We start from the raw sequence: 24192 nt of genomic DNA, 5'->3' as shown, positions 1-24192 counted from the left end.
GCACGGGGCGGATGCGTGGCGGTGAGGTGGGTCGAGGACGGGAGGACGGGGGCTCGGCGAGCTCGCAAGAGGAGCGGGACCGGTGGGGAGGGGAGAACGGTGTGGAGGTGGCGGTCCGCCCGCGTCAGCTGTCGCTGCCGCGCACGGTGCCGCGCTGGACCAGGACGGCGGCCACGATGATCGCTCCCTTGGCGATCTGCTGGACGGCGCTCTCCAGGTTGTTCAGGGCGAAGATGTTGGTGATGGTGGTGAAGACCAGGACGCCCAGGACGGATCCGACGATGGTGCCGCGGCCGCCGCTGAGCAGCGTGCCGCCGATGATCGCGGCGGCGATGGCGTCGAGTTCGTACAGGTTGCCGTTGGTGTTCTGACCCGATCCGGCCAGGATGATCAGCAGGAAGGCCGCGATCCCGCAGCACAGGCCGGACAGGAGGTAGAGGTACAGCCGCTGCCGGCGGACGTCGATGCCGGCGAGCCGGGCCGCCTCGGCGTTGCCGCCGACGGCGACGGTGCGGCGCCCGAAGGTCGTGCGGTTCAGCACCAGCCAGCCGATGACGGTGACCGCGGCGAAGACCAGGACCAGCGGCGGGATGCCGAGGATGTAGGAGCCGGGGATGCCGAGGTCGAGCACCGACTTCTCGCTGACGATCTGCGTCTTGCCGTCCGTGAGCTGGAGGGCGAGGCCGCGGGCCGACGCCAGCATCGCGAGGGTCGCGATGAACGGCACCATGCCGCCGTAGGCGATGAGCACCCCGTTGACCAGTCCGCAGCCGAGTCCGACGAGGACCGCCGTGAAGAGGATGCCGACGAAGCCGTACTCCTGGGTGGCGAGGGTCGTCGCCCACACCGAGGCCAGCGCGACGATCGCGCCGACGGACAGGTCGATACCGCCGCTGGTGATCACGAAGGTCATGCCGACGGTGACAACGCCGATGACGGACGCCTGGGTCAGCACCAGTTGGAGGTTGGAGACGTCGAGGAACGTGTCGGGCTGCGTGATACCGCCGACGGCGACGAGCACGGCGAGGACGCCGAGCAAAGAGAGGTTGCGCACGTCGGCACGGAATCCGGCCGCCGGACGCCGGCCGCCCTTGACGGCGGAGGGCGCCTCCGCGGGTGGCAGCGGTGCTTGCGGGGCCTGGGAAGCGGGCTGCGTCATCAGCTCGGGCTCCCTTCCATGACGAGGTCGAGTACACGGTGTTCGTCCAGCTCCTGCGCGGGCGCCGTGTGTACGACGCGGCCCTCGCGGAGCACCAGTACGCGGTCGGCGAGGCCCAGTACCTCGGGCACCTCGCTGGAGACGAGGAGGACGGCGAGTCCGTCGTCGGCGAGCCGGCGGATCACCGCGTACAGCTCGGCGCGGGCGCCCACGTCCACGCCGCGGGTCGGCTCGTCGAGCAGCAGGACGCGGCAGCCGCGCAGCAGCCAGCGGGCGAGCACGGCCTTCTGCTGATTGCCGCCGGACAGAGTGCGGACCCGGGCGTCCGGGTTGTCGGGGCGCAGTGACAGCGACCGGGTGGACTTCTGGGCGGCCAGGCGTTCCTGACGGCGGTCGAGCCAGCCGCCGCGGGAGAAGCGGGAGAGCGAGGACACCGACACGTTGCGGGTGACCGACTCCAGCATGAGCAGGGCCTGGGCCTTGCGCTCCTCGGGTGCCATGCCCAGCCCCGCGCGGACGGCCGAGCGGACGCTGCCGGGCTTGAGAGGGCGGCCGTCGACGGTGACGCGGCCCGCGGTGGGCCTGCGCGCGCCGTAGACGGTCTCCAGGATCTCCGAGCGCCCGGAGCCGACGAGGCCGGCCAGTCCGACGATCTCGCCGGGCCGGATTTCGAGGTCGACAGGAGCGAACTCCCCGTCGCGGGCAAGTCCTTCGACACTCAGCACAGGTGCGCCTTCGCGCGGGCCCGCCGGGCGTTCCGGGAAGACGTACTCCACGTCGCGGCCCGTCATGAGGGCGACGATGTCGCGGGTGGGCATCGACTTCGCGGGCAGCCCGCCCGCGACCGCCCGGCCGTCCTTGAGTACGGTGACGCGGTCGCCGATGCGGCGGATCTCCTCCAGCCGGTGGGAGATGTAGACGACGGCGACGCCCTCGGCGGTGAGCTGGGTGACGATGCGCAGCAGGTTGTCCGTCTCCTCCGGGTCCAGCGCGGCGGACGGCTCGTCCATCACGATGAGCCGCACGTCATGGGAGAGCGCGCGGGCCATCGAGACGATCTGCTGCTGGGCGGCGGACAGTTCACCGACCTGCCGGGCGGTATCGATCTCGGGGTGACCGAGGCGGTGGAGCAGGACCTCGGCCTCGCGGCGGGCTTGACGGCCGCGCACCACGAAACCGGCGGTGGTGGGTTCGTGGCCGAGGAAGACGTTCTCCGCGACGGACAGACCCTCCACCAGGTCGAGTTCCTGGTAGATGGTGGCGATACCCAGGCGCATGGCGGCGATGGGCGACCTCAGCGAGACGGGTTCGCCGCGCCAGATGATCTCCCCGTCGTCGGGCTGGTGGGCCCCGGCGAGCACCTTGATGAGCGTGGACTTCCCGGCGCCGTTCTGGCCCAGGAGGCAGTGCACCTCGCCGGCCTGGACGTCCAGGTCGACGCCGTCGAGGGCGCGTACGCCGGGGAAGGACTTGGTGATGCCGGACATCGTGAGCAGCGAGGCCGCGGACGGTGGTGGCGGGGCCGGTGGTACTGGTGCCATGACGGATCCCCTCGGCGGGTGCGGGTACACGTGCGCGTGCGGAGCGTGTGAGCCAGTGGTGCCGTGGTGCCGGTGGTGCCGGTTGTGCCGTGCCGTGGTGCCGGTGGTGCGGGTGACGCGGGGCTGTCGTGCCGGGCGGCCGGTCGGTTCGGTCAGGCGGGGGAGAAGACGTGGTCGCTGATGAGCCGGGCCGCGCCGATCACACCGGCGGTGGGGCCCAGTTCGCCCAGGACGATGGGCAGGTTGCCGGTCGCCAGGGGCAGGGACTGGCGGTAGACCTGGCTGCGGATGCTGGCGAGCAGGGTGTGGCCGAGCCCGGTGACGCCGCCGCCGATCACGACGAGTCCGGGGTTGAAGAAGCTGACGAGTCCCGCGATGACCTGCCCGACGCGGTTGCCGCCCTCGCGGATGAGTTCCAGCGCGGCCGCGTCACCGGCGGACGCCGCTACGGCGACATCGGCCGCGGACAGCTGACCGGCCGCCTCCAGCCGGGCCGCGAGGGCCGGGGAACGTCCGGAGGTGGCGGCCTCCTTGGCGTCGAGGACCAGTGCGGCCCCGCTGAAGTGTGCTTCCAGGCAACCGGTGTTGCCGCACGCACAGGGCCGCCCGCCGTCCACGACCTGGATGTGGCCGATGTCGCCGGCGCTGCCCGTCGCCCCGCGGTAGACCTCGCCGCCCACGACGATGCCGCAGCCGATGCCCGTACCGATCTTGACGCAGAGGAAGTCCGAGGCGGAGCGTGCGACGCCCGCGTGCTGCTCCCCCATGGCCATCAGGTTCACGTCGTTGTCGACCATGACGGGGCAGCCCAGTTCCTGGCTGAGTGCCTCGCGGACCGGGAAGCCGTCCCAGCCCGGCATGATGGGCGGCGCGACCGGGACGCCCTCGGGGTAACGGACCGGTCCCGGCACTCCGATGCCCGCGCCGTCGAACCCTTCGGCGAGACCGGCGGCCTGGAGTTTGGCGGCCATCGCGAGGATCCGCTCGAAGACCGCGACCGGTCCCTCGCGGACGTCCATCGGATGGTTGAGGTGGCCGAGCACCTCCAGTTCGGCGTTGGTGACCGCGACGTCGACAGAGGTGGCGCCGATGTCGACGCCCAGGAAGCGCAGGCTCGGGGCGAGCCGCACATTATGCGAGCGCCGGCCGCCGCGCGAGGCGGCGAGACCGTCGGAGACCACCAGACCGGTCTCCAGCAGGCGGTCGACCTCGACCGCCAGTTTGGAGCGCGAGAGCCCGATCTGGTCCCCCATCTGGGCGCGGGAGCTGGGCCCGCCGTCACGGAGCAGCCGCAGCAGCCGTACCTGGTGCGCATTGGCGGGTCGAGCCGTCATACGTCTCACGCACCCCTCCCCTCCCCTGCCCCGTGGCGCGGGGATATGCGGCCGGCCACCGGCCGGCCCTGTCCTTGAGGCTTTCGAGGGGAACGTAGCAGCGGCTGCCCGAAGGGGGAAGAAGTTGAGCAGGAATCAGCTCTCCCTTTTTCCGATCCCGGGACAAAGTCCGGTCGCGGTGCCGGCGGTGGTGATGTCGTGCCGGGCACGGATTGGTTGCGGCATGGGCTCCCCGCGCACGATCGGCCGGCGAGGAGGGCAGCATGACGACGCATGAGCAGAGACCGCTACGTCGACTTCCTCCGCGCATGGGCGATCGTTCTCGTGGTGCTCGGCCACTGGCTGATCACCGGGCTGGTCCGGGGGCCCGACGGGGCGATCACCGCACCGGAACTGCTGGCGGTCGTTCCCTGGACCCAGTGGCTGACGCTGGGGTTCCAGATCATGCCGCTGTTCTTCCTCGCCGGGGGCCGGTCGGCGGGCGACTCCTGGTCGCGTGCCCACGCCGCGGGAGGTACGGCCGCCGGGTGGGTGGGACGGCGGTCCCTGCGGCTGCTGCTGCCGACAGCCCTCTACAGCGGTCCGGTGCTCCTCGCCGTCGGGATCTGCGCGGCGGCGGGCGTGGACTCCGGCACGCTCTCCCTGGTGGGCTGGGCGATGGGCATGCAGTTCTGGTTCCTCCCCGTGTACCTGCTCCTCGGCGCCCTGACACCCGCGCTGCACGCGGCCCATCGCCGCTGGGGGCTCCGCGCCCCGCTGGCCGTGGCAGCGGCCGCCGTCATGGCCGACGCCCTGGTGGTGACCGCGCACACGCCGTACGTGGGCCTGCTGAACTACCTCCTTGTGTGGGGGGTCGCCTACCAACTCGGCTTCTGCTGGCGGGACGGTCTGCTGACCCGGCACCGGACGACCCCCGTCGCGCTGGCCGCGGGCGGCGGGGCGGCCTTCGCGGCACTCGTCGGTCCCGGACCGTTCCCGGTCAGCCTGATCCTGGTGACCGGGCAGATCCCCAGCAATACCAACCCGCCGTCGGCCGCCATGCTGGCCTGGGCGGTGGCACAGGTAGGGCTGTGTGTGCTCGTCGCCCCCGTGGTGCGGCGGTGGCTGGAGCACGAGCGGGTCTGGCGGCTGGTGCGTCCGATGGGCGGCGCCAGCATGACCCTGTACCTCTGGCACATGGTGCCGGTACTGGCGCTCGCCGCCGCGTTCTACCTCACGGGACTCGCCCCCGAGCCCGCGTTCGGCTCACCGTCGTGGTGGGCGCTGCGCGGGCCCTGGCTGCTGCTGCTCGGTCTCGTACTGACCGGCGTCGTACGGCTGTTGCGGCCCGTGGATCGCGGCCTGGCGGTCGTGTTCGAGCGGACCCGCCCGGACGCCGCCCCGCGTCGCCCCTGGCCCGTGTGGCTCGGTCTGGCCACCGCCGTCCCCGCGCTCGCCCGCTTCGCTGTACAGGGCTTCGCACCCGACGGCCGGTTCCCCGTCCTGCCCGCACTGGGCCTGGCCGTGGGCACAGCCCTCGTCATGCTCCCGCGGAGCCCGGCCCGTCGCGGTGCGCCGGATGCCGAGAACACCCTCGAACCGGCGGCTTGACCTCCTTCCCACGACTCCTCGCCTCCGTACGGCCCAATCCCGCCACCCCCCGGCCTGCCTGACGCGCCGGATCACGGCAGGCTGGGAAGCGGAGTCCGCCCGGTCGTCCTCGCACGCCGACCGGGCGGGCCGTCGGTACCGGTGCCGCCGCTAGGTGGCGTCGACGGTCGCGGCCGGGGTGTGGCCGCCGCCCTCCGGCACGCCGCCCTCCGGCACGGCGGGGTCCGGCACGGCGGGGTCCGGCCAATCGACGGCGGTCTCGACGGGTCGGCCGTAGTCGACACCGTCCACATCGAAGCCGTAGAGGCGGCGCACCTCGGCGCTGAACCAGTCGAGGTCGGCGAGACCGGCGATGGAGCCGGTGGTGGCCCGGTCCCAGCGGTCGGCGACGGCGGCCTGGACCTCGTCGTCGAGTTCCCAGGCGTCCAGCCGCACGCGGCCCTCGTCGTCGAGGCGCAGTCCCGCCGCCCCGGTGAGCCCGTCCCACAGCTCGGTGAGCTGCGCGGCCGGGGGCACCAGCCGGTCGCCGAGGACGCCCCGCAGCAGACCGACGTACAAGGCGATGCCGGGGATGGCGGTCGAGGACTGCGTGACGGCGGCGCCGTTGACGGACGTGAGGGCACGACCGCCGGCCGATGTGCCCAGACGTTCGTCGAGGCGGCGGGCGGTGGCCTCCAGGTGGGCCTTGGCCGCGCCGATGGTGCCCTGCCGGTAGATCGCGGCGGTGAGCGGTGAACCGATGTACGACAGCGCGACGGTCGAGAAACCGTCGGCGAGCAGGCCGCGGCCGGCGAGCCGGTCGATCCAGCGTTCCCAGTCGGCGCCGCCCATGACGGCGACGGTCTGCTCGATGTCGTCGCCCTCGGCGGGCGCCGTCTCGACGTCGCGGATCTCGGGGGTGCCGTCGGCGCCGAAGACAAGGGTCTTGGTGCGGTGGGGCGCGCCGATCGGCTTGAGGACCGACGCGAAGGTGGTTCCGGTCTCAGGGTCGGTGCGCCGTGGCGCGGCCACCGAGTAGACCAGGTGGTCGAGGCGTCCGCCGAACCGCTGCGCGAGCAGGTCGGCGACCTGGTCCTTCATCGCGTCGCCGAAGGCGTCGCCGTTGAGGAAGACCATGTCGCTGCCGGCTTCGCGGGCGAGGCGGGCGGTGGCGGCCGTGCGGTACCAGCCGGCCGTCGCGGTGCGGCGCTCGGTGGGGCCCTTCTCGAAGCAGACTCCGATGCCCCGGATGCCGGCCCGCTTGAGCCCGGCGACGGTGGCGGCGAGTCCGTATCCGGCGGACGAGCCGATCACGAGGGCGACCGGCCGGTCGCCGGCCGGTGTGTCCGGTGCGGCCGGGGCCGTTGGGACGGACGACCACATGTCCTCGACGGCGCGTTCGCATCCGGCGGGGTGCGCGTCGAGGAAGAGGAAGCCGCGGCTGCGGGGGGCGACGGTGCGCCGGGTCACCTGTGTTCTCCCTGGAGATCCAGGCCTTCGGGCCGGGGAGGAACGGGTCCGTGGGCCGGGGCCGCGAAGCGGCGGAGTTCTCTGCGCACTGTTCTGACCTGCACTCTCATTCGTTGTCAGTGGGGGCTGTGAGGTTCCGGAGCGTGGCGGCGCCTGAGGTGGCGGAGGAAGTGGCCGGGCATGCCCGGTACACCTTCCGGCTGCGGGTGTCGTCCACGGCGCGGGCCGGTCTGGAAGCGGAGTGGGCAGGTTGCCGGTGGGTGTGGAACGAGTGCCGTGTCCCCAGGGACTGGTCCGGGCCGGTCTCGACCCGGCTGGTGCCGATCGTGCAAGCGCCGGCGGACCGCTGGTCCCCAGCCCACGTGAGCCGGGAATCCCCGGCCTTCAGGGCGCGGTGGATGTGAAGTGAGGTCCCTTTCGAAAAATCGCTCCGGGGATCGGCGGAGCGATGCCGGCCGCCACGTGCTGCCAGTCTCCGGTGCCGCGGCCCCGGATCCGGCTCTCGCAGCGCACAACAATCGCCGGACGATCTTGGAGCGTTCCCACGGGATGCCGCGGCGCAAGACCCGGCGGAGTGACCTCGGCGGGCGCGGGGCCCGGCCGTTCCGCCGGGCCCGCGGCCGCACAGCCGCACTACGACAGGAACCCGGCGGTGGTCGCCACAAAGCTCTCGGCGTCGTCGAGCCAGGGGTGATGCCCGGCCCCGGGCTGCACGACGAGCCTGGCCTCGGGGAAGAGACCTGCGAACTCGTCGACCGTTCGGGGCGGAGCGCCCAGGTCGACCTCTCCGGCCAGCAGGAGCACCGGCTGCGTGAAGCGGCCGAGCGCGGCACGCGTGGCGTCCGGGCCGAATGCGCCGTCGGCGCCGAAGGCGGCCACGACCTCGTGGTTCATCCGCTCCTCTCCGGCGGCGTGATGGGCGCGCGCGGGTTCGTCCCAGCGTCCGTAGGAGAACGGTGCGACCTCCTGCCAATGGCCGTCGCCGCCCCGGCCCGCCGCGATGGCCTCCAACGCCGCGAACGCGGCGGGGAACCAGGGCTCGTCACGGCGGAGCCGCGCGGTCGCGAGCCGGAGGTCCCCGGCGATGGGGATGCCGACAGCCCTGACGCTGGGGGTGACCAGCACCAGCCTGCGGACGCGTCCGGGGTGCCGGGCGGCGTACTGGACGGCCAGGTTGGCCCCGGCACAGTGGGCGAGCAGGTCCATGCGATCGAGCCCGAGGTGCTCGCGCAGGGCCTCCACGTCGTCGACGAGCCGGTCGCACCGGCAGGAGGCGATGTCGTCCGGGACCTGCGACCGGCCGGTACCGCGCAGGTCGAGTCTGATCAGCCGGCGGTGCGCGGAGAGACCTCCGAGGTCCCCCAGATACGCGGAGTCCGTCGGTCCCCCGGGCAGGCAGACCACGGGGTCGCCGTCACCGGCGCAGTGGTACGCGAGCCGGGTTCCGTCGGGCGCGGCGAAGGACCCCGACACAGTCGAGGCATGCGGATCGAACGAGGAGAACTCAGGCATGGCAGAGATCCTTTCGGCGGATGGCTGAACAAATGCCGCCACGACAGGGCGGGTTGACGCGTACGGCTCAGCCGTTCTCCGCGGGGGCGAGGGTGCCGGAACCGCCTGCTGTCACACAGCGGTGGGCCCGGTGCACCGTGCCGGGAACTTTTTTGTGCCGACCGCCGCCGTGGCCGGGCGGAACCAAGGGGCGGACACCGGTGGCATCGGAGGGTGACCAGGGCGCACCGGCGAGGTGACCGGGAATGAAGTGGTGTTCCGCGACGCCGTTCGAGGGCGTCTTCGCGGTGAAGCACATGGAGATGTGGCCTTTCGGGATGCCTGAGGGCGCTCCCGGGGCCACCTATCTCAGATGGACCGCGCAGCCATGCGGGAGGAGAGCACCCAGCGTGCAACAGCGTTGATGGGACTCACCTCCTCGGTCGGTCACGTGCACGGTGACGTTATCAGGCCCGGCCCACCGGGAACAGATCGTCGGAGAGTCCGAAGGCCCGGCTTCCTTGACGTCCAGGATGCCGCGCATCATCCTGAAGTCGGATGACGAAAGTCGCCCACCGTGCGACGCAGACGCACCTCAGGGTCACTCGGTGCGACGGCCCCCACCCCGAGAGCGTGGGCCCGCCCACAGCGAACGTCACCACCTTGACGAGTGACACGACCTGTGCGAACGTCGTCATCGACCACGACATGCGTGGTCGGTGTCTCCCGAGCATGGGGCGTGCGACGGAATCGCGGTTCCGGATCCCGAGGCGAAAGGCGCGTGAAGATGCCGAACACACGCAGTACCCACAAGGTACGGCTCCTGAGCGCGGCGGCCGGCGTCGCCGCACTCCTCACGGGCGGCCTCGTCGCGGCCCCAATCGCCTCGGCCGCCCCCGTGACCCCAGGGACCCCAGGGGCGCCAGGGGCCCCAGGCGCCACACAGCCCGCCCAGCCCCGCACGGAAGTCCTCACGCTGGTCGCCCGGCAGACGCAGTCCACCTCCGTCGATCTGGGCCAGAAGGGGCTCGGCCCGGGTGACGAACTCGTCATCGCCGAGGACATCTACCGTGACGGCAGGAAGATCGGCGACCACAGCGTGGTCTGCACGTATGTCCACCTCGAACCCAGCGCGCTGCAGTGCGTGGGAACGTTCGCCCTGCCCAAGGGGCAGATCAGCGGGCAGGCGCTGCTCCACCTGCCGCCCGCCGCGTCCATCGACATCCCCATCACCGGTGGGTCAGGCGCCTACGACACGGCACGCGGCTATGTCCACACTGTTCCCGCGGGCAAGACGGAACGACATCTCACCTTCCACATCATCCACTGACCATCGATCGCCGACATCGACCCGGAAGAACAGGAAGCGGCTCGTGTTCACCACCTCGCGGAAATCCACCAGGGTGCCGGAAGCCACCACCGTCACCGCCGTCACCGCCGTCACCGCGGCACCCCCGGTTATCGTCGTCCCCGCGGCCGTCACCGACGCGGACGCCGAGGCGGCGGCCCGCCGGGCCAGGTTCGGGGCGCTCCCCGAGCGCATACGGCCGCAGGACACCACCGAGGTGGTCCCCCTCATCGCAAAGTACCCGTCGCAGGACCACTACGACCACGAGAAGTGGCTCACCTGCCGGTTCGTGTAGGCGGCGTCCCCTCGTAGGGGACGGCTCGCCGGGGGCCGCATATTCGATCGCCCCCCGTGCGCGGCCGGGCTAGGTTGGCGCGATGGCCGAGATGCGCACCGATCGCCTCCTGCTCCGCGGGTGGCGGGACTCCGACCGTGGCCCGTGGGCCGCGCTGAACGCCGACCCTCGGGTCCGCGAGTACTTTCCCGGCGTGCTCACGCGGGAACAGAGCGACGCCTCCGCGGCCCGTTTCCACACCGACATCGAACGGCGTGGCTGGGGCTGGTGGGCGGTGGAGGTCAGGGCCACCGGCGAGTTCATCGGATTCACCGGGCTCGACCCGGTGGACGAGGGCATGCCGTTCACCGGAGTCGAGGCCGGCTGGCGCCTGGCCCGTTCGGCGTGGGGTCACGGCTACGCCACCGAAGCGGCCCTGGCCGTGCTGGCCTTCGGTTTTCACGACCTCGGGCTCGACGAGATCCTCGCGGTCACGACCGCGACCAACCTGCGCTCGCAGGCCGTGATGCGCCGCATCGGCATGACCCGTGACCCGGCCGACGACTTCGACGACCCCGACGTACCGGACGGCCCCCTGCGCCGCAGTGTGGTGTACCGCCTCCGGGACGGGAATCCTCCCTCCCTCCGGACGCCGCCCCCCACAGTGCCGTGAGCCCGCCCGGCAGGGCGGGAGCGGTCACACCTTGTCGAGCCAGAGCACGATGCCGGTCATGTCACTGAGCACGGCCGCGACGCCCGCCCTGATGGCGGCCTCACAGCGCGCGGTGGTGAACGAGGCGGGGTCGAAGGTGGACGACATGCCGAGCCCCTCGCCGCGGAACGACGCACCGGACCAGTCGACCGCCGTCACGTTGTGCGTGGGCTCGGCCAGTTCGGCGCCCACGACGAGGAACCGCTGCTCCAGGTGGTTGGGAGTGACCATCGCCAGCGGGTCGATCAGGTCGTTGCCCGCGCTGACGATGAGGTCGGCGCCCATCTTCAGGGCCCTGCCCGCCGCGGGGATGTAGTCGGACGGGCCTTCGGCGGCCACCGTCCTCAGGTCGACATGCTCCGCCTCGGCCCACTGGCTGACCGCCGCCACCAGCGCCTTGGTCGGGCCGTCGTCGCCCGCCGTGAGCAGGACGACGCGGTAGCCCCGCGGCGGGTGGACCCCGCTCCAGGAGCCGGGCCGCGGGGTGGTGGTGGCTTCCGGGCCGGGCGGGGCGGTGGGGTCGACGAACCCGGCACCGAGTTCGCCGACGGCGGTCGGCTCGGGGTGCGGCCGTGACCAGTCGTCACCGGAACCGCATCCGGTGACCAGCGCGATGGCCACGGCCAGCGTGGCGAGGGCGCGAAGCGGGGCGCGCAAGGTGATCGTCCTCCGAGTGGTGAAGGGTGGTGCGCCCCCCATCCTGCTATCCCGATTGCCGCCGCGGTCCCGCGCGGGCGTCGTTCTCGATGTTGTTGTTCGACGGTTCGCCGGCACGGCGGATGGTGTTCACCCGTGGCATGCACCGTGCACTGGCAACCTGAAGGAGCCACATGTCACAACGTGTCCGCCGCGCCATCATCGGGATCACTGCGGTGGTGATCACTTTCCTGAGTTTCGGGCAGCCGGCGTTCGCCCACGGCTTCACCTCCACCGTGTACGTCCACGTCGCCTCGGGCGACGAAGGTCGCATACGCACGAAACTGGAGCTCGAGTACGACCTGCTCGTCGTATCCGCCGCCGACTACGAGCACGACGACGCACTCTTCACGTCGGGAACGGCCGCGTTCGACGCGCGCGACACCGGCGCGCAGGCGGCGGCGCTCGACGCTCACGCGAAGTCGGTGGTCGCCTACGCGACCAAGCGCTTCACCGTCTCCTCAGGCGGCAAGACCTGTGCGCCGACGCGGACCGGCGGCTTCACGATGGGCCAGCGGGAGGGCGTTCCGTACGCCGATCTGGTGCTCGAATGGGCCTGCGCCGACGGCACCGACGACCACGAGGTGCGCAGCGGGCTCTTCGCCGACGCGGAGGGATACGTCAAGGGCGTCAAGGCGATCGTCACCTACGACGTCGAAGGCCGCTCGGGCAGTGCGGCGCTCGACGCCGAACATCCGTCGTTCTCGATCAGCCAGACCTGGTACGAGCGGTTCTGGGAGTTCTTCCGCCTGGGCGCCGAGCACCTTTTGAGCGGGATCGACCACATCCTGTTCCTGCTGGCGCTGATCGCCGGATCCCGGCGGCCGCGTGAAATCGTGCTCGCGGCCACGAGCTTCACACTGGCGCACTCGGTGACGTTCATGCTCGCCGCGCTCGGCCTGGTCGACGTCCCCTCGCGGATCGTGGAGCCCGTCATCGCGCTGTCGATCGCGGTGGTCGCCGGCTGGCACCTGTGGCGGATCTGGCGCCGCCGCGGTCACGCGACCGACCTCGAGACAACGGGAGCCGGTCACTTCAGCCTGGACCGCGCGGGCTGGTCGCGCCTCGGCGTCGTGTTCTGTTTCGGCCTCGTGCACGGTCTGGGCTTCGCGGGCGCGCTGGGGATCCAGGCGGCGTGGTCCTGGACGCTGCTGTGGTCGCTGCTGGTGTTCAACGTGGGCATCGAAACGGTGCAACTCGCGATCATCGCCCTCGTCTTCCCTGCGCTCATCCTGCTCCGCCGCCGCTCACCGGCAGCCGGCCTGTGGACCACGGGCGTGATCTCCGCGGGTGTGGCCGCGATGGGCATGGTGTGGTTCGCGCAGCGGGCGTTCGGACTCTGAGACGAACACAGGTCTCGCATGTTGTTCAGACAACTCGTCGATCACATTTAACTTCCCTTTACCAACACCCGAGAGCTTGATGGTCTCCATTCCATGCACACACATCGTGCACAAGAGGAACGAATACTCATGAGATCGAGCAACCCCTCGCAGGCTTCCGGGCCTGTGCGGCGTCGTGTGGCCACTGGCGCCACGGCGGCATTTCTCGGCCTGACCGTGGCCCTCGGCAGTGGCCTGGCGACCCCCGCCAACGCCGCCGACACGTCCGCGATCACCGGCATCGTCCTCGGTGTGGGCTCGAACGAGTCGCAGCGCACTGTCACGTGGTACTCCTCCGCCGACACGGCGCAGAAGGTCCAGGTCGTCCCGACCGCGCAGCTGGTCAACGGCGAGTTCCCGGACGGCGCGACCACCTTCGACGCCATCGGCGCGGCGAACATCGCGACCAGCGGCGGCTTCAACCGCCACGCGACGATCACCGGTCTGAAGGAGAACACGGCCTACTCCTACCGTGTCGGCACCGAGGGCAACTGGTCCACGGCGTACGCCTTCAAGACGCAGGACTTCGAGGGCGACTACGACTTCCTGTTCTACGGCGACCCGCAGATCGGCTCGTCGGGCAACCTGGCGGGCGACCAGGCCGGCTGGCAGGACACGGTCGACGTCTCGCTGAGGGCCAACCCGAACGCCGAGATCCTGGTGTCGGGTGGTGACCAGGTCGAGTCGGCGAACACCGAGTCCCAGTGGGACTCCTTCCTCGCCCCGAACCAGCTCCGGCAGTACCCGTGGGCCGCGACCATCGGTAACCACGACGTCGGCGGCAAGGCCTACGAGCAGCACTTCACCACCCCGAACACCGACCGCTCGGCCCTTTACTACAAGGACGGGAACCCCGCGGGCACCCAGTCCGGCGGTGACTACTGGTACATCTACAAGGATGTGCTGTTCATCGACCTGAACAGCAACAGCTACAGCTCCACCAACGGCGGCGGCGACGCGGCGCACGTCAGCTACGTCTCCGACATCATCAACAAGCACGGCAACGAGGCCAAGTGGAAGGTCCTCGTCTACCACCACTCCATCTACTCGCCGGCCGACCACGCCAAGGACAGCGACAACAAGCAGCGTCGTGTCGACTTCCCGACGACGTTCTCGAAGCTCGGCGTCGACCTGGTCCTGCAGGGCCACGACCACAGCTACTCCCGCAGCTACCTGATCAAGAACGGCGAGAAGGAGAACCCGGCCGAGAAGCCGGGTGCCGCCGATGTGTACCCGGGTCCCGGCGGCGTCCTCTACGTGACGGCCAACTCCGCCTCGGGCTCGAAGTACTACGACATCACCGCGCCGGACAACAGCGGCACGAGTGGTGCGGGCAACGGCGCCGACCCGCTGAACCCGAAGAACTACTGGTACAACTCGGTTCAGAACCAGGAGCACGTCCGCACCTACGTCAAGGTGCAGGTGCGCAACGACAAGCTCGTGGTCGAGAACATCCGCAGCGCCGCCAACGGCGCCGACCAGCCGGTCGGTTCGCACGTCGACGACGTCACGGTGCACCCGTACCACGGTGACGCGCAGGACCTCCAGGTCAACGTCCCGAACCCGGCTCCGGGCGAGTTCGGCTGGACGATCGACGGCTACAACGGCCTGGTGGACCTCGGCACCGCCGAGGAGAAGAACGGCGACCACTTCGAGGCCGACGGCCGGATCAACCCGATCGTCGTCTCCGACAGCCGCCGCTCGCTCGCCCCGTGGTCGATCTCGGCCAGCGTCAGCGCGTTCAAGGACGCCGACAAGACGTTCGCCGCTTCCTTCCTCGGCTGGACGCCGCGCGTCCTCGTCGACGGCGCGGGCGCCACGGCGAACGCGTCGGTGGCCTCCGGCTACGACGACCAGGGCCAGGGCCTCGCGATCTCGCGCGGTCTGGCCTCGGCCGAGCAGGGCCACGCGCGTGGTGAGGCCAAGGTGGGCGCCGACCTGGATCTGAAGATCCCGGACAGCGTCGAGAAGGGCGACTACCGCGCCACCCTGACGATCACCGCGCTCAGCAGCTGATCGGACCCGTTCCACCTGGCGGGGCGGGCACCGTCCGGTGCCCGCCCCGCCTCCCCGTTCCAGGAGAATCCCGAGATGCACCCACCCGTCACGCGCCTGACGACCACCCTCCGCGCGCTCGTCCGCCCCGCCGCCCTGGCCCTGCTCATGGCCTTCGCGATCACCGGCCTGAGCGGCGGCCCCGCGCGGGCAGCCGACGGCGACGTCACCTGGACGGTCAGGACCGCCGCGAACGGGTACGGCGACGACCGGTCGAGCTACAGCTACGACGTGAACCCCGGCGGCCAGGTCAAGGACGCCATGGTCGTGGCCAACCACGGCAAGTCCCCGCTCCGGCTGGCGCTGTACGCCGCGGACGGATACACCACCGAGACGGGTCAGCTCGACCTGCTCACGAAGGACAAGAAGTCCGTCGGGATCGGCGCCTGGGTCCGTGCCGACCGCGACAGCGTCGTGATCAAGCCCGGCAAGACCGCGCAGATCCCCTTCACCGTCACCGTTCCGTCCAACGCGACGCCCGGCGACCACGTGGGCGGCATCCTCACGTCCCTGAAGCAGTCCGCCGACGCCGCGGGCATCAATGTGGACCGGCGCCTGGGCATCCGGGTCAAGCTGCGGGTCAGCGGCGCCCTCAAGCCGCAGCTGGCGATCGAGGACCTGCACATCGACTACTCCGGCACGTTCAACCCGTTCGCCAAGGGCGACGCCACCGTCACCTACACCGTGCACAACACCGGCAACGCCACCCTGTCGGCCAACCAGGCGGCCTCGGTCACGGGCCCGTTCGGATGGCTGCGCACCAAGGCCGGCGACATCGCCGCCCCACCGGAGCTGCTCCCCGGTGAGAGCTGGAAGGTGAAGGTGCCCGTCCACGGTGTCGCCCCCGCGGTGAACCTGGCCGCGAACGCGACCCTCGTCCCCCTGCTCACGGACGCCGCCGGCTCCACCACCCCGCTCCAGCCGGTCCGGGCCACGGTCCACGGCCTGGCCGTCCCGTGGACGCTGCTCGTGCTCGTGGTCGTCGTGATCGCTGCCGTCGTCGGCGGCCTTCTCCTCGCACGCCGCGCCCGCGCACGCCGCAAGCTGCATGAGGACGCCCGCGTGCAGAGCGCCGTCCAGCAGGCGCTGCGCGACCGTACGACGCAGGAGAGCTGACCGGCCGCCGCGCGGTGCGCGTCGTCGGGCCTCACCGGCCATGACGACGCGTGCCGCCCGGCTGCGGGGGCGCGGGGTAAGTGCGCGGCGCGGGCAGAATTACCCCGGGGGGAGATCACGACATCCGCCCGCGCCTCCACCGGAACCCCGTGTCCCGATGGTGCCTTGACCCTGAACCAACCCGTCCCGGACTACGGGCACAGGACGCCGGGAACCGCAACGGCTCCGGGCGTCATCCCGCCTTGTCGTAGGCGGCCACGACGAACGCGATGACGTCGCGCTCCAGTGCGGCACCGCGCGGCCCGCGCCGGATCATGTCGGTCCCGTGGTAGCCGCTCTGGTCGATGACGAGCCGCTTGTGCTGCGCCGCCGACGCGGCGTAGACCTCACGGACCTGCTTCTCCACCGCGCCCAGCATGTCCCCCGGGGACACGACGAACAGGGACGGGGCATCGATCTTCCGCGCCGCCGCCACCGCGTCCACGCCGCCGCACCGGGCAGGTGAGGACATCATCAGCAGTCCCACCACCGGAAGTTCGCCGTCGGCCCCGGCGACGGCCGCCGTGCTGCCGCCGCAGGAGGCGCCGCCGAGGAAGACCCGCTCGGCGCCGAGGCGCTTGAGCTCGGCGAGACCCGCCGCCGCGTCGCGCTCGATGTGCTCGTTGTCCGACACGTGCTCGGAGGCCCCGTGGTTGCGGTACTCCGGGATCACCACGCGGTAGCCGCGCGAGGCGAGTTTCCTCCCGATGTCGAGGAACGAGCAGATGTTGTAGCCCTGTTCGTGATCGAGGAGCACGCCGTCGGGGCCGTCCCCGAGTTCGAGAGCGGACAGATGGACGCCGTCGCTGGTGGTCAGCGTCGTGACCTTGTCACGGAACGCCTTGGGGACGCAGGTGTCGACGAGGTACCCCGCTTCGGTACGGGTCGACATGCTTGGCCAGCTGGGCGTGTAGTCGACGGGCGGGTGCGCACTGGGCGGGCGCACGCTGGGCCGCTGCGAGGGTGTGCCGGCCGGTGACGGCCGCACCGGTGCCCGGGTGGCGGTGGACTCCGGCGTGCCGGCGGCCTCGGGTGCGGAGGAGCAGGCCGACAGCCCGGAGAGGCACAGCAGGGCAACCGGGATCGCCCAGCGGATAGTTCTCACGTTCGTCCTTGTGTGTGGATGCCTGGGAGCGCCGTCGCACCGGCACTGCACGGCGCGACGCGGCGGTCCATTCGTTCTGACAGACGTGCGGCACCCGTGGAGGTTGCGGGCGCGGTCCGGATTTCTTGCCGGGCCGGGAAGCGGCCTGGCCCAGGGCGATGTCCCTGCGGCGGGGTACCGTTCGGGACGGGACAGGGGGGGGCGGCATGCGCCCAGTGCTGCTGGTGGACGTGGACGGACCGCTGAATCCGTATGCCGCGAAGCGGCACCGGCGGCCGCCCGGTTATGGGACGCACCGGATGACGACACCTCGCTGGATGGCCTCCGAGCGGCGCCGGCTGCACGCGTGGGGGCTGCCGGGCGGACGGGTCAAACCCCTTCGCGTATGGCTCAATCCGGAACACGGTCCGGCGTTGCGGGCGCTGCCCTTCGATCTGGTCTGGGCCACCACGTGGGAGGACGAGGCCAACGACTTCATCGCCCCGGTGCTGGCACTGCCCTCTCTGCCCTTCGTCACATGGGCCTCGCCCCGCCCGGAGCCCGGCGGCGGTGTGTTCTGGAAGACCCCGCAGATCGTCGCGTGGGCGAAGGGCCGTGCGTTCGCGTGGGTCGACGACGAGATCACCGATGCGGACCGAGCCTTTGTGGCCGCCCGCCACGAGGGTCCGGCCCTGCTGCACCGCATCGACCCGCGGATCGGGCTGTCCCCGGACGACTTCACCGCACTCGCGGAGTGGGCGGCGGGCGTGGGCTGAGACTCTGGACTTGCGGGTCCAATTTCTGGGGCGCAGGGTGGACCCCGTTCCGTCCGCACCCAGAGGGGCAGCACCATCATGACCGCACGTCTGCAGCACAAGACCGCCCTGGTCACCGGGGCCACCAGCAACATCGGCCGGGCCATCGCCCTGGCCTTCGGTGCGGAGGGGGCGCACGTGGCCGTCTCGGGGCGCAGCAAGGAGCGAGGAGAGGAGGTCGTGGCGGAGATCCGTGCCCTGGGCGGGGCCGCCACCTTCGTCCCCGCGGATCTCGACGGCAGCGCCGCCGCCTCCCGGCGGCTGGCGGAGGAGGCCGGCCGGGCTCTCGGCGGGCGCATCGACATCCTCGTCAACAACGCGGGCATCTACCCGAGCCCCACGACTCCCGACACCGACGAGGAGACCTTCGACCGGGTCATCGCCGTCAACATGAAGGCGCCCTTCTTCCTCACGGCGGCCGTCGCCCCGGCCATGGCCGCGTCCGGCGGAGGCGCAATCGTCAACCTCGGGTCGTGGATCGCCCGGCTGGGTATAGCCCGTGGCGCGCTGTACAGCTCCACCAAGGGCGCGGTGGAGACGTTCACACGCGCCTGGGCAGCCGAGTTCGGTCCGGCCGGGGTACGCGTCAACGCCATCTCCCCCGGAGTGATCCTGGCCCCCGGCCACGCCTCCGAAGCCCTGATGGCGGGCACCCCGGCGGGGACCGTCGGCGCCCCCGAGGACATCGCCCAGGCCGCGGTCTATCTCGCCTCGGACGAGGCGCGGTTCGTCCACGGGATCACCCTCGACGTGGACGGCGGCCGCACGACCGCGGCCGTGATCGCCGCCTGACCCGCGAGGAGCGCCGCACAGCGGGGCGGTCCCGGACGCCGTCGTCCGGGACCGCTCCGCTGTGCGGCGTCGGGAACGTCAGACGGCCGGACCGGCGACGAGCTTCGGGTTCGTCCCGTGCTCGTTGTCACCGGGCTGGCTGTCACCGCAGTAGAAGACCAGCAGCACGATGCCGCCGATGCACGGGATCAGGCCGAGCAGGATCATCCAGCCGCTGCGGCCGGTGTCGTGCAGACGGCGGACGGCCACGGCGAGCGAGGGCAGGAGCACCGCGAGCCCGTACAGCAACGGCAGGGCGGAGAAGCCGATTACGCGGCCGATGAGGGCCAGCACGATGTAGGCGATCAGGTTGAACAGCGCGAACATCCAGAACTCGGTGCGTCGCGCACGCCCGTTGAAGTCCGCGTACTTCTTGAGCACGTCGAGGTACCAGTTCATGCGATTGCCCCCAAGGCCATGTGTGAAGCTCGTCTTGAAATGATCGAGCAGGCGGAAGTTATGAGCCTTGTGCTGTGCGGGTCAAGACACGTTTCGATAACCGGCTCCGCGCACGGCATGAACTCCCCCGCGACGCTTCCCTCGTAGCGCGCCCACCGGCGCGCACGACCGCGTTCGCCCGGCCGACCTCCTCCGGGATTCCCCCGCCTCCGGCGTCCGTTTCGATGCCCACACGGCACCAGCCCGCCGTCCCGGACAACCTCAGGAATCCCCGTGCCCCGCAATCCCGCCGTCCGTTCCGTCCTCGGCGTGCTCCAGGCGGTGGGCTCCGCGTACTGATACCTCTGGCGCCGGCGCACCTACATCTCGTACCACGACGTGCGCAGCGCCGACTACCACGGTGTGACTCGACACGGCGGAACGGTGCAGAAAGCTCCGCTGCCGCGACCGTCCGGCCCCGGTGACGGCGGTCGCCGTACGGTTCCGGGGCCGGACGGGGGCGGGGTCAGGCGAGCCGGGTCCGGTAGATCTGCTGGGTGACGTCCCGCTGGGTGCGGGTCGCGTCGCGGTCGGTGGTGAAGACGACCGTTCCGCCGTGCAGGGCGGGCCAGGTGTTGTTGCCGGTCGTGGTGACCTGCTCGGCGTCCGACCAGGTGCCGGCGGCGTCGACGGTGGCGGTGCAGACCTTCCAACGCCAGTCGGCGGACCGGGAGTCGTACCAGACCGCGCGCACGCGGCCGTCGGGGTCCTGGGCGAGACGGGCGCGCTGACTCATCGCGTTCGGGTCGAGGGCGACCTGCCGGTACGCGCTCCAGGTGGCACCGCCGTCGGTGGAAGTACTCGACCGCAACTGGAGGTTGGCGCCGGAACTCTGCAGGGCGCCGGACTCCCAGATCGCCACGAGCGTGCCGTGCGCGTCGACCGCGACGCTCGGGTGCCGGTCCGCGCGGTCGGTGACCGCGCTCACCGTGACCGGCGTACCCCAGGGGCGGCCCGGTGCGGTGCGTACCGCGGCGAGGATCTGCCAGTTGTCGGGATCGGTGCCGCCGCTCGCCGGCTGACCGGCCGGCGGGGTGTGCCCGGTCCACAGCGGGTCCGGGTCGTACCGGTCGTCCTGCCAGGTCACCACGGCGTGCTTGCCGCCGACGACGGTGACGGCCGGGAACAGCGAGGCGGGGTAGCGCGGTGACCGTGCGTCGGCGGGGGTGCCGGGGCTGGTGGCCTTGCCCGCCGCGGAGACGTTCACCGCGGCCTTGTCGACGCCGACGATCTGCGCGTACACATCGAAGGCACCGCCGCTGTTGTCGGACCAGACGACCAGCGGGTGCTTGTCCTCGACCAGGGCCAGCGCGGGCTGGATCGCCCGCCCCTTGCCCTTGCTGACCTTCTGGGGTGCCTTGAAGGAACTGCCGCCGTTGCTGCTGGTCGCCATGAGGACCACCGGCCGGTGCGGCTGCTCCTTGCCCCGTTCGTCCTGCCAGACCACCCACACGTCGTCGCCGTGGGCGGCGATCCGCGGGAAGCGCGCGGTCGGCGAATCCCCGGACAGGGTGCGGACCTTGCCGGCCCTGCCCTTGTGGTCGAGCCGGACGTGGACAACCCGGGTCGCCTGGTCCTCGTGCACCTCGGCGACGACGTGGGTGACGTCGCCGACCACCGCCACGTCGGCGAAACCGGTGAAGACGCCCGACTCGCCGGTGACCCAGGCCGCGCGGTCGGCGGTGGTGTCCGCGGCGGGCAGCGGGATCTCCGGCGCGGGTTCCGCGGGCGCGCCGACGGAGAGGAAGACCGGTGAGGTCGCGGCGCGCAGCTGGTCCGGCAGGGTCGGGTCGGCCTCGGAGCCCGACGTGCTGCCGGGCGAGCGGACCTCGACCCGGTACCAGGTGTGGTCGCCGCCCTTGATGTCGAGCGGCAGTTCGTAGGTCTCGTTCGCCGTCCGCGGGACGAAGGTCGCGACCGGGCCCGCGGAGCGGCCGGGGGCGGCGTACACGTGCACGGTGGTGCCCTTGCCGGACTTCACCTTCACCCGCAGGCTCGCCTTCCGGGGCAGCTTGCGTCCGGCGACCACGACCTCGTCGCCGCCGATCGCCTCGTAGACGCCGTCGCCGTCCGCGTCGGCCTCCAGGGTGACGAACGGACCGGTGATGTTCTGCGACACGGTCGTGCGGCCCGCCCGGAAGCCGTCGAGGATGCCGCGGACCGAGCGCTGCGCGGCGAAGACCCGGGTGGTGGGCTCCCCGGGGCTGTCGATGTCCCAGTACTCGCGGAAGTGGCAATCACTGGCGCCGGCGACGCCGAAGCGGAAACCGTGGTTCCAGCGGTTCTCGGCGTACTCCATCTCCACGTCGGGGTCGCTCGCGACGTTCAGCACCTCGACCAGGTCGCTGCCCTGCACGCTGGCGTTGTCGTTGACGCCGCCGGCCCGCGTGTACTCACCGTCGTCGGGGTGGGCCTGCGACCACACGGCGTTCTGGGCGTGGACGTCCCACACCGACTGCTGGATGTGCCGGTAGGCCGCGGAGCCGGGCGGGTTTGCGCCGTCCACCACCACGTCGACGTTGCCGAGCACGATGGCGTGCGGGGAGCCGTTGGCCTCCTCACCGGGCAGCAGGAGCAGCTCGGAGGACGTCCACTGCGGGTCCCACACCTGGTCGTAGGTGCGGTGGTCGGTCAGCGGCATGAAGTCCAGGCCGACCTTCTCGCCCTGGCCGATCTGGTCCCCTACCGGGAGGTTGCCCGGGAGTGTCTGCTTCGAGACCTGGCGGGGACCGCTGCCGTCGGAGGAGTGGTCGTCGTGCACATGGGTGTCGCCCGCCAGCCACGTGCCCTTGGGGGCCTTCGCCCTCCTGGCGGGTACGTCCTCCGGGGCGCGCCCCGGACGGCCGGTCACCGTCGCCGCGTCGGCGACTCCGGCGCCTATGGTCGCTGCGGCGACGGCCGCGCCTGCCGCGACGAGCAGCCTCCTTCGGGGCAGGTGGCCGCCCGCCGGCTGTTCGGCGTCGGGGTGTATCGAGGCATGCATCAGGACAACCGCCTTTCGTCCACTGTCCTGGAAAAGGGCAGTGCGCTCCTGACGTTAGAAAGATGCATGCGCAGATACATGAATTCGCCGCGAAGGGACGCTTCCGGTCGGCCGAACTCCGCGGGCCGCGGCCTCATCGGATGCACGACCGATCACCAGAGGGCGACGGGCACCGATTTGCCGCCTCGATCCGGCGCTCCTACGGTCGTGGGACAGGCTCGATCACCCGCGCAAGGGGTAGCCCATGGCGACCGTCAGCGATGCCTTCTACCGCGTCCTGCGCCATCACGGAGTGAGCGCGGTCTTCGGCAACCCCGGGTCCAACGAACTGTCCTTCCTCACCGGACTGCCCGATGACATCCCCTACTACCTGGCCCTCCAGGAGGGCGCCGCCATCGCCATGGCGGACGGCTACGCCCAGGCCACGGACACAACGGGGTTCTTGAACCTGCACGCCGCGTCCGGTACCGGCAACGCGATGGGCTGCATGACCAACACCGCGAGCTGCCACACACCGATGGTCGTCATGGCGGGTCAGCAGGCGCGCCGCTACGTCCCGGTGGGGGCGATGCTCACCAACGTCGACCCGACCAAGCTGTGCGACCCGCTGGTGAAGTGGTCCGGTGAGCCGCTGCGCCCGCAGGACGGGCCCGCGCTGGTCTCCAAGGCCCTGATGCTCGCCGACTCTGCGCCCCGCGGCGTGGCCTACCTGTCGGTCCCACTGGACGACTGGACCGAACCCGCCGAGGAAAGGGCCCTGACCCACCTCGTGGAGCGCGCCGTGCACGGGGCCCCGGTACTGGCCCCGCGAGCGCTGACCACGCTGGTCGAAGTCCTGGACCGGGCCGTGTCCCCGGCGCTGGTCCTGGGGCCGGGCGCGGACACCGAGGAGGGATACCGGGCGGCGGTGGCCCTCGCCGAGCGGGCCCGCCTGCCGGTCTGGGTGGCGCCCAGTCCGCCGCGGGCGCCCTTCCCGACCCGTCACCGCTGCTACCAGGGCCAACTGCCGTCCGCCGTCGGCGCGGTCGCGGACGCGCTGACGGGGTACGACGTCGTCCTCTGCTTCGGAGCCCCCGTCTTCCGCTACCACGCGCCCAGCAGCAGTGACTACCTGCCGCCGGGCGTCCGCTTGTACGCGGTCACCGACGACCCCGACGAGGCCGCGCGTGCCCCGTTCGGGCGCATCAGCGTCGGTGATCCGTCCGACGCTCTGGTGCGCCTCGCCGACGCCGTCGCGCCGAGCGACCGGTCCTGGCCCCCTGAGCGGACCCTCTCCGCGGCGGACACCACCGGGCCCGGCTTCACCGCGGAGGCCATCCTCGACGCGATCGACGCCGGCAAGACCGACGACACCGTCATCGCGCTGGAGTGGACCTCGGTGGACATGGTCCGCGACCGTCTCACCCTCACCCGGCCCAAGTCGCTGTTCTACCCCGCCGCCGGCGGCCTCGGCTGGGGCCTGCCCGCCGCGATCGGGCTGCGACTCGGCCGCCCCGAGCGGCCCGTCGTCGCCTTGATCGGGGACGGCGCGATGCAGTACACCACGTCCGCCCTGTGGAGCGCCGCCCGCTACCGGGTGCCGGTCACCTACGTGGTCTGCACCAACCACAAGTACCGGGCCCTGCAGGAGTTCTCCGAGATCCTGGACGTCCCCGACGGCGACTACCTCGACATCTCCGGGATCGACGTCCTGGCCCTCGCGCGCGGCTACGGCCTGGAGGCCCACCGCGCGGAGTCGCTGGAGGACCTCACGGACTTCGTGCACAAGGGCATGACGTCCGAGAACCCCCGCCTGGTCGAGATCCTCCAGCGCTGACGGCCGGCACCCGGTCCCGGTCCCGGTCCCGGCACGGAG

19 protein-coding genes are annotated in these 24192 nt (G+C 71.4%); 10 read left to right on the top strand and 9 right to left on the bottom strand.

Features of this window, described 5'->3' with window-relative positions; genetic code table 11:
• Positions 1-124: 124 nt before the first annotated feature.
• From RV983_RS34970 to RV983_RS34960, 3 genes are all read right to left on the bottom strand, one after another.
• Complete coding sequence (locus RV983_RS34970; RefSeq protein WP_475989731.1) at positions 125-1159, bottom strand: ABC transporter permease; 1035 nt, start codon at positions 1157-1159, stop codon at positions 125-127.
• On the bottom strand, positions 1159-2700 hold the full coding sequence (locus tag RV983_RS34965) for a sugar ABC transporter ATP-binding protein (protein WP_475989730.1): 1542 nt from the start codon (positions 2698-2700) through the stop codon (positions 1159-1161). Before RV983_RS34965 ends, RV983_RS34970 begins: the two co-directional genes overlap by 1 nt.
• A gap of 152 nt (positions 2701-2852) precedes the next feature.
• Positions 2853-4034: an ROK family transcriptional regulator gene (locus RV983_RS34960; protein ID WP_475989729.1), complete on the bottom strand. Its 1182-nt coding sequence runs from the start codon at positions 4032-4034 to the stop codon at positions 2853-2855.
• 273 nt (positions 4035-4307) lie between these two features.
• Between RV983_RS34960 and RV983_RS34955 the strand changes: the two genes are divergently transcribed.
• Entirely contained in the window at positions 4308-5624 is a 1317-nt protein-coding gene (locus RV983_RS34955; RefSeq protein WP_475989728.1) for an acyltransferase family protein, read from the top strand.
• A 150-nt stretch (positions 5625-5774) separates the two neighbouring features.
• Here the strand turns inward: RV983_RS34955 and fabV are convergent, their stop codons facing one another.
• Together fabV and RV983_RS34945 are read right to left on the bottom strand one after the other, a co-directional pair.
• Entirely contained in the window at positions 5775-7073 is a 1299-nt protein-coding gene (gene fabV, locus RV983_RS34950; RefSeq protein ID WP_475989727.1) for an enoyl-[acyl-carrier-protein] reductase FabV, read from the bottom strand.
• Between the two features lie 633 nt (positions 7074-7706).
• On the bottom strand, positions 7707-8585 hold the full coding sequence (locus RV983_RS34945; protein WP_475989726.1) for an alpha/beta fold hydrolase: 879 nt from the start codon (positions 8583-8585) through the stop codon (positions 7707-7709).
• Positions 8586-9351: 766 nt separating this feature from the next.
• On the opposite strand from RV983_RS34945, the gene RV983_RS34940 reads away from it, so the two are divergent.
• The 3 genes from RV983_RS34940 (at position 9352) to RV983_RS34930 (ending at position 10859) form a co-directional block, all read left to right on the top strand.
• On the top strand, positions 9352-9894 hold the full coding sequence (locus RV983_RS34940) for an allene oxide cyclase barrel-like domain-containing protein (RefSeq protein ID WP_475989725.1): 543 nt from the start codon (positions 9352-9354) through the stop codon (positions 9892-9894).
• Positions 9895-9937: 43 nt separating this feature from the next.
• Complete coding sequence (locus RV983_RS34935) at positions 9938-10207, top strand: hypothetical protein (RefSeq protein WP_475989724.1); 270 nt, start codon at positions 9938-9940, stop codon at positions 10205-10207.
• A gap of 82 nt (positions 10208-10289) precedes the next feature.
• A complete protein-coding gene (locus tag RV983_RS34930; RefSeq protein WP_475989723.1) occupies positions 10290-10859 on the top strand; it encodes a GNAT family N-acetyltransferase in 570 nt (189 codons plus the stop codon).
• A 24-nt stretch (positions 10860-10883) separates the two neighbouring features.
• On the opposite strand, the gene RV983_RS34925 is transcribed toward RV983_RS34930, so the two are convergent.
• The gene (locus RV983_RS34925; protein WP_475989722.1) at positions 10884-11555 is read right to left on the bottom strand and encodes a type 1 periplasmic-binding domain-containing protein; all 672 of its coding nucleotides are present in this window, start codon (positions 11553-11555) and stop codon (positions 10884-10886) included.
• 173 nt (positions 11556-11728) lie between these two features.
• Between RV983_RS34925 and RV983_RS34920 the strand changes: the two genes are divergently transcribed.
• The 3 genes from RV983_RS34920 (at position 11729) to RV983_RS34910 (ending at position 16147) form a co-directional block, all read left to right on the top strand.
• Positions 11729-12937, top strand: coding sequence for a HupE/UreJ family protein (locus tag RV983_RS34920; protein ID WP_475989721.1), 1209 nt, complete (start codon positions 11729-11731; stop codon positions 12935-12937).
• Between the two features lie 129 nt (positions 12938-13066).
• The gene (locus RV983_RS34915; protein WP_475989720.1) at positions 13067-14992 is read left to right on the top strand and encodes a purple acid phosphatase family protein; all 1926 of its coding nucleotides are present in this window, start codon (positions 13067-13069) and stop codon (positions 14990-14992) included.
• A gap of 75 nt (positions 14993-15067) precedes the next feature.
• Entirely contained in the window at positions 15068-16147 is a 1080-nt protein-coding gene (locus RV983_RS34910) for a WxL protein peptidoglycan domain-containing protein (RefSeq protein ID WP_475989719.1), read from the top strand.
• A 232-nt stretch (positions 16148-16379) separates the two neighbouring features.
• On the opposite strand, the gene RV983_RS34905 is transcribed toward RV983_RS34910, so the two are convergent.
• Complete coding sequence (locus tag RV983_RS34905; RefSeq protein ID WP_475989718.1) at positions 16380-17291, bottom strand: alpha/beta hydrolase; 912 nt, start codon at positions 17289-17291, stop codon at positions 16380-16382.
• Positions 17292-17497: 206 nt separating this feature from the next.
• Here RV983_RS34905 and RV983_RS34900 point away from each other — a divergent pair, with 206 nt between their 5' ends.
• Positions 17498-18046: an HAD domain-containing protein gene (locus tag RV983_RS34900; protein ID WP_475989717.1), complete on the top strand. Its 549-nt coding sequence runs from the start codon at positions 17498-17500 to the stop codon at positions 18044-18046.
• Positions 18047-18124: 78 nt separating this feature from the next.
• Positions 18125-18877, top strand: coding sequence for an SDR family NAD(P)-dependent oxidoreductase (locus tag RV983_RS34895; protein WP_475989716.1), 753 nt, complete (start codon positions 18125-18127; stop codon positions 18875-18877).
• Between the two features lie 78 nt (positions 18878-18955).
• Here the strand turns inward: RV983_RS34895 and RV983_RS34890 are convergent, their stop codons facing one another.
• Positions 18956-19315 carry a DUF805 domain-containing protein gene (locus RV983_RS34890; RefSeq protein ID WP_475989715.1) on the bottom strand — a complete coding sequence of 120 codons (360 nt, stop codon included), beginning with the start codon at positions 19313-19315 and terminating at the stop codon, positions 18956-18958.
• Positions 19316-19820: 505 nt separating this feature from the next.
• Positions 19821-22337, bottom strand: a complete 2517-nt coding sequence (locus RV983_RS34885) for a CehA/McbA family metallohydrolase (protein WP_475989714.1) — start codon at positions 22335-22337, stop codon at positions 19821-19823.
• A 244-nt stretch (positions 22338-22581) separates the two neighbouring features.
• Here RV983_RS34885 and mdlC point away from each other — a divergent pair, with 244 nt between their 5' ends.
• Entirely contained in the window at positions 22582-24153 is a 1572-nt protein-coding gene (mdlC, locus tag RV983_RS34880) for a benzoylformate decarboxylase (protein WP_475989713.1), read from the top strand.
• Positions 24154-24192 lie beyond the last annotated feature (39 nt).

The organism is Streptomyces sp. RLA123 (assembly GCF_056270165.1).
This window is presented reverse-complemented; position numbering and strand designations above follow the sequence as displayed.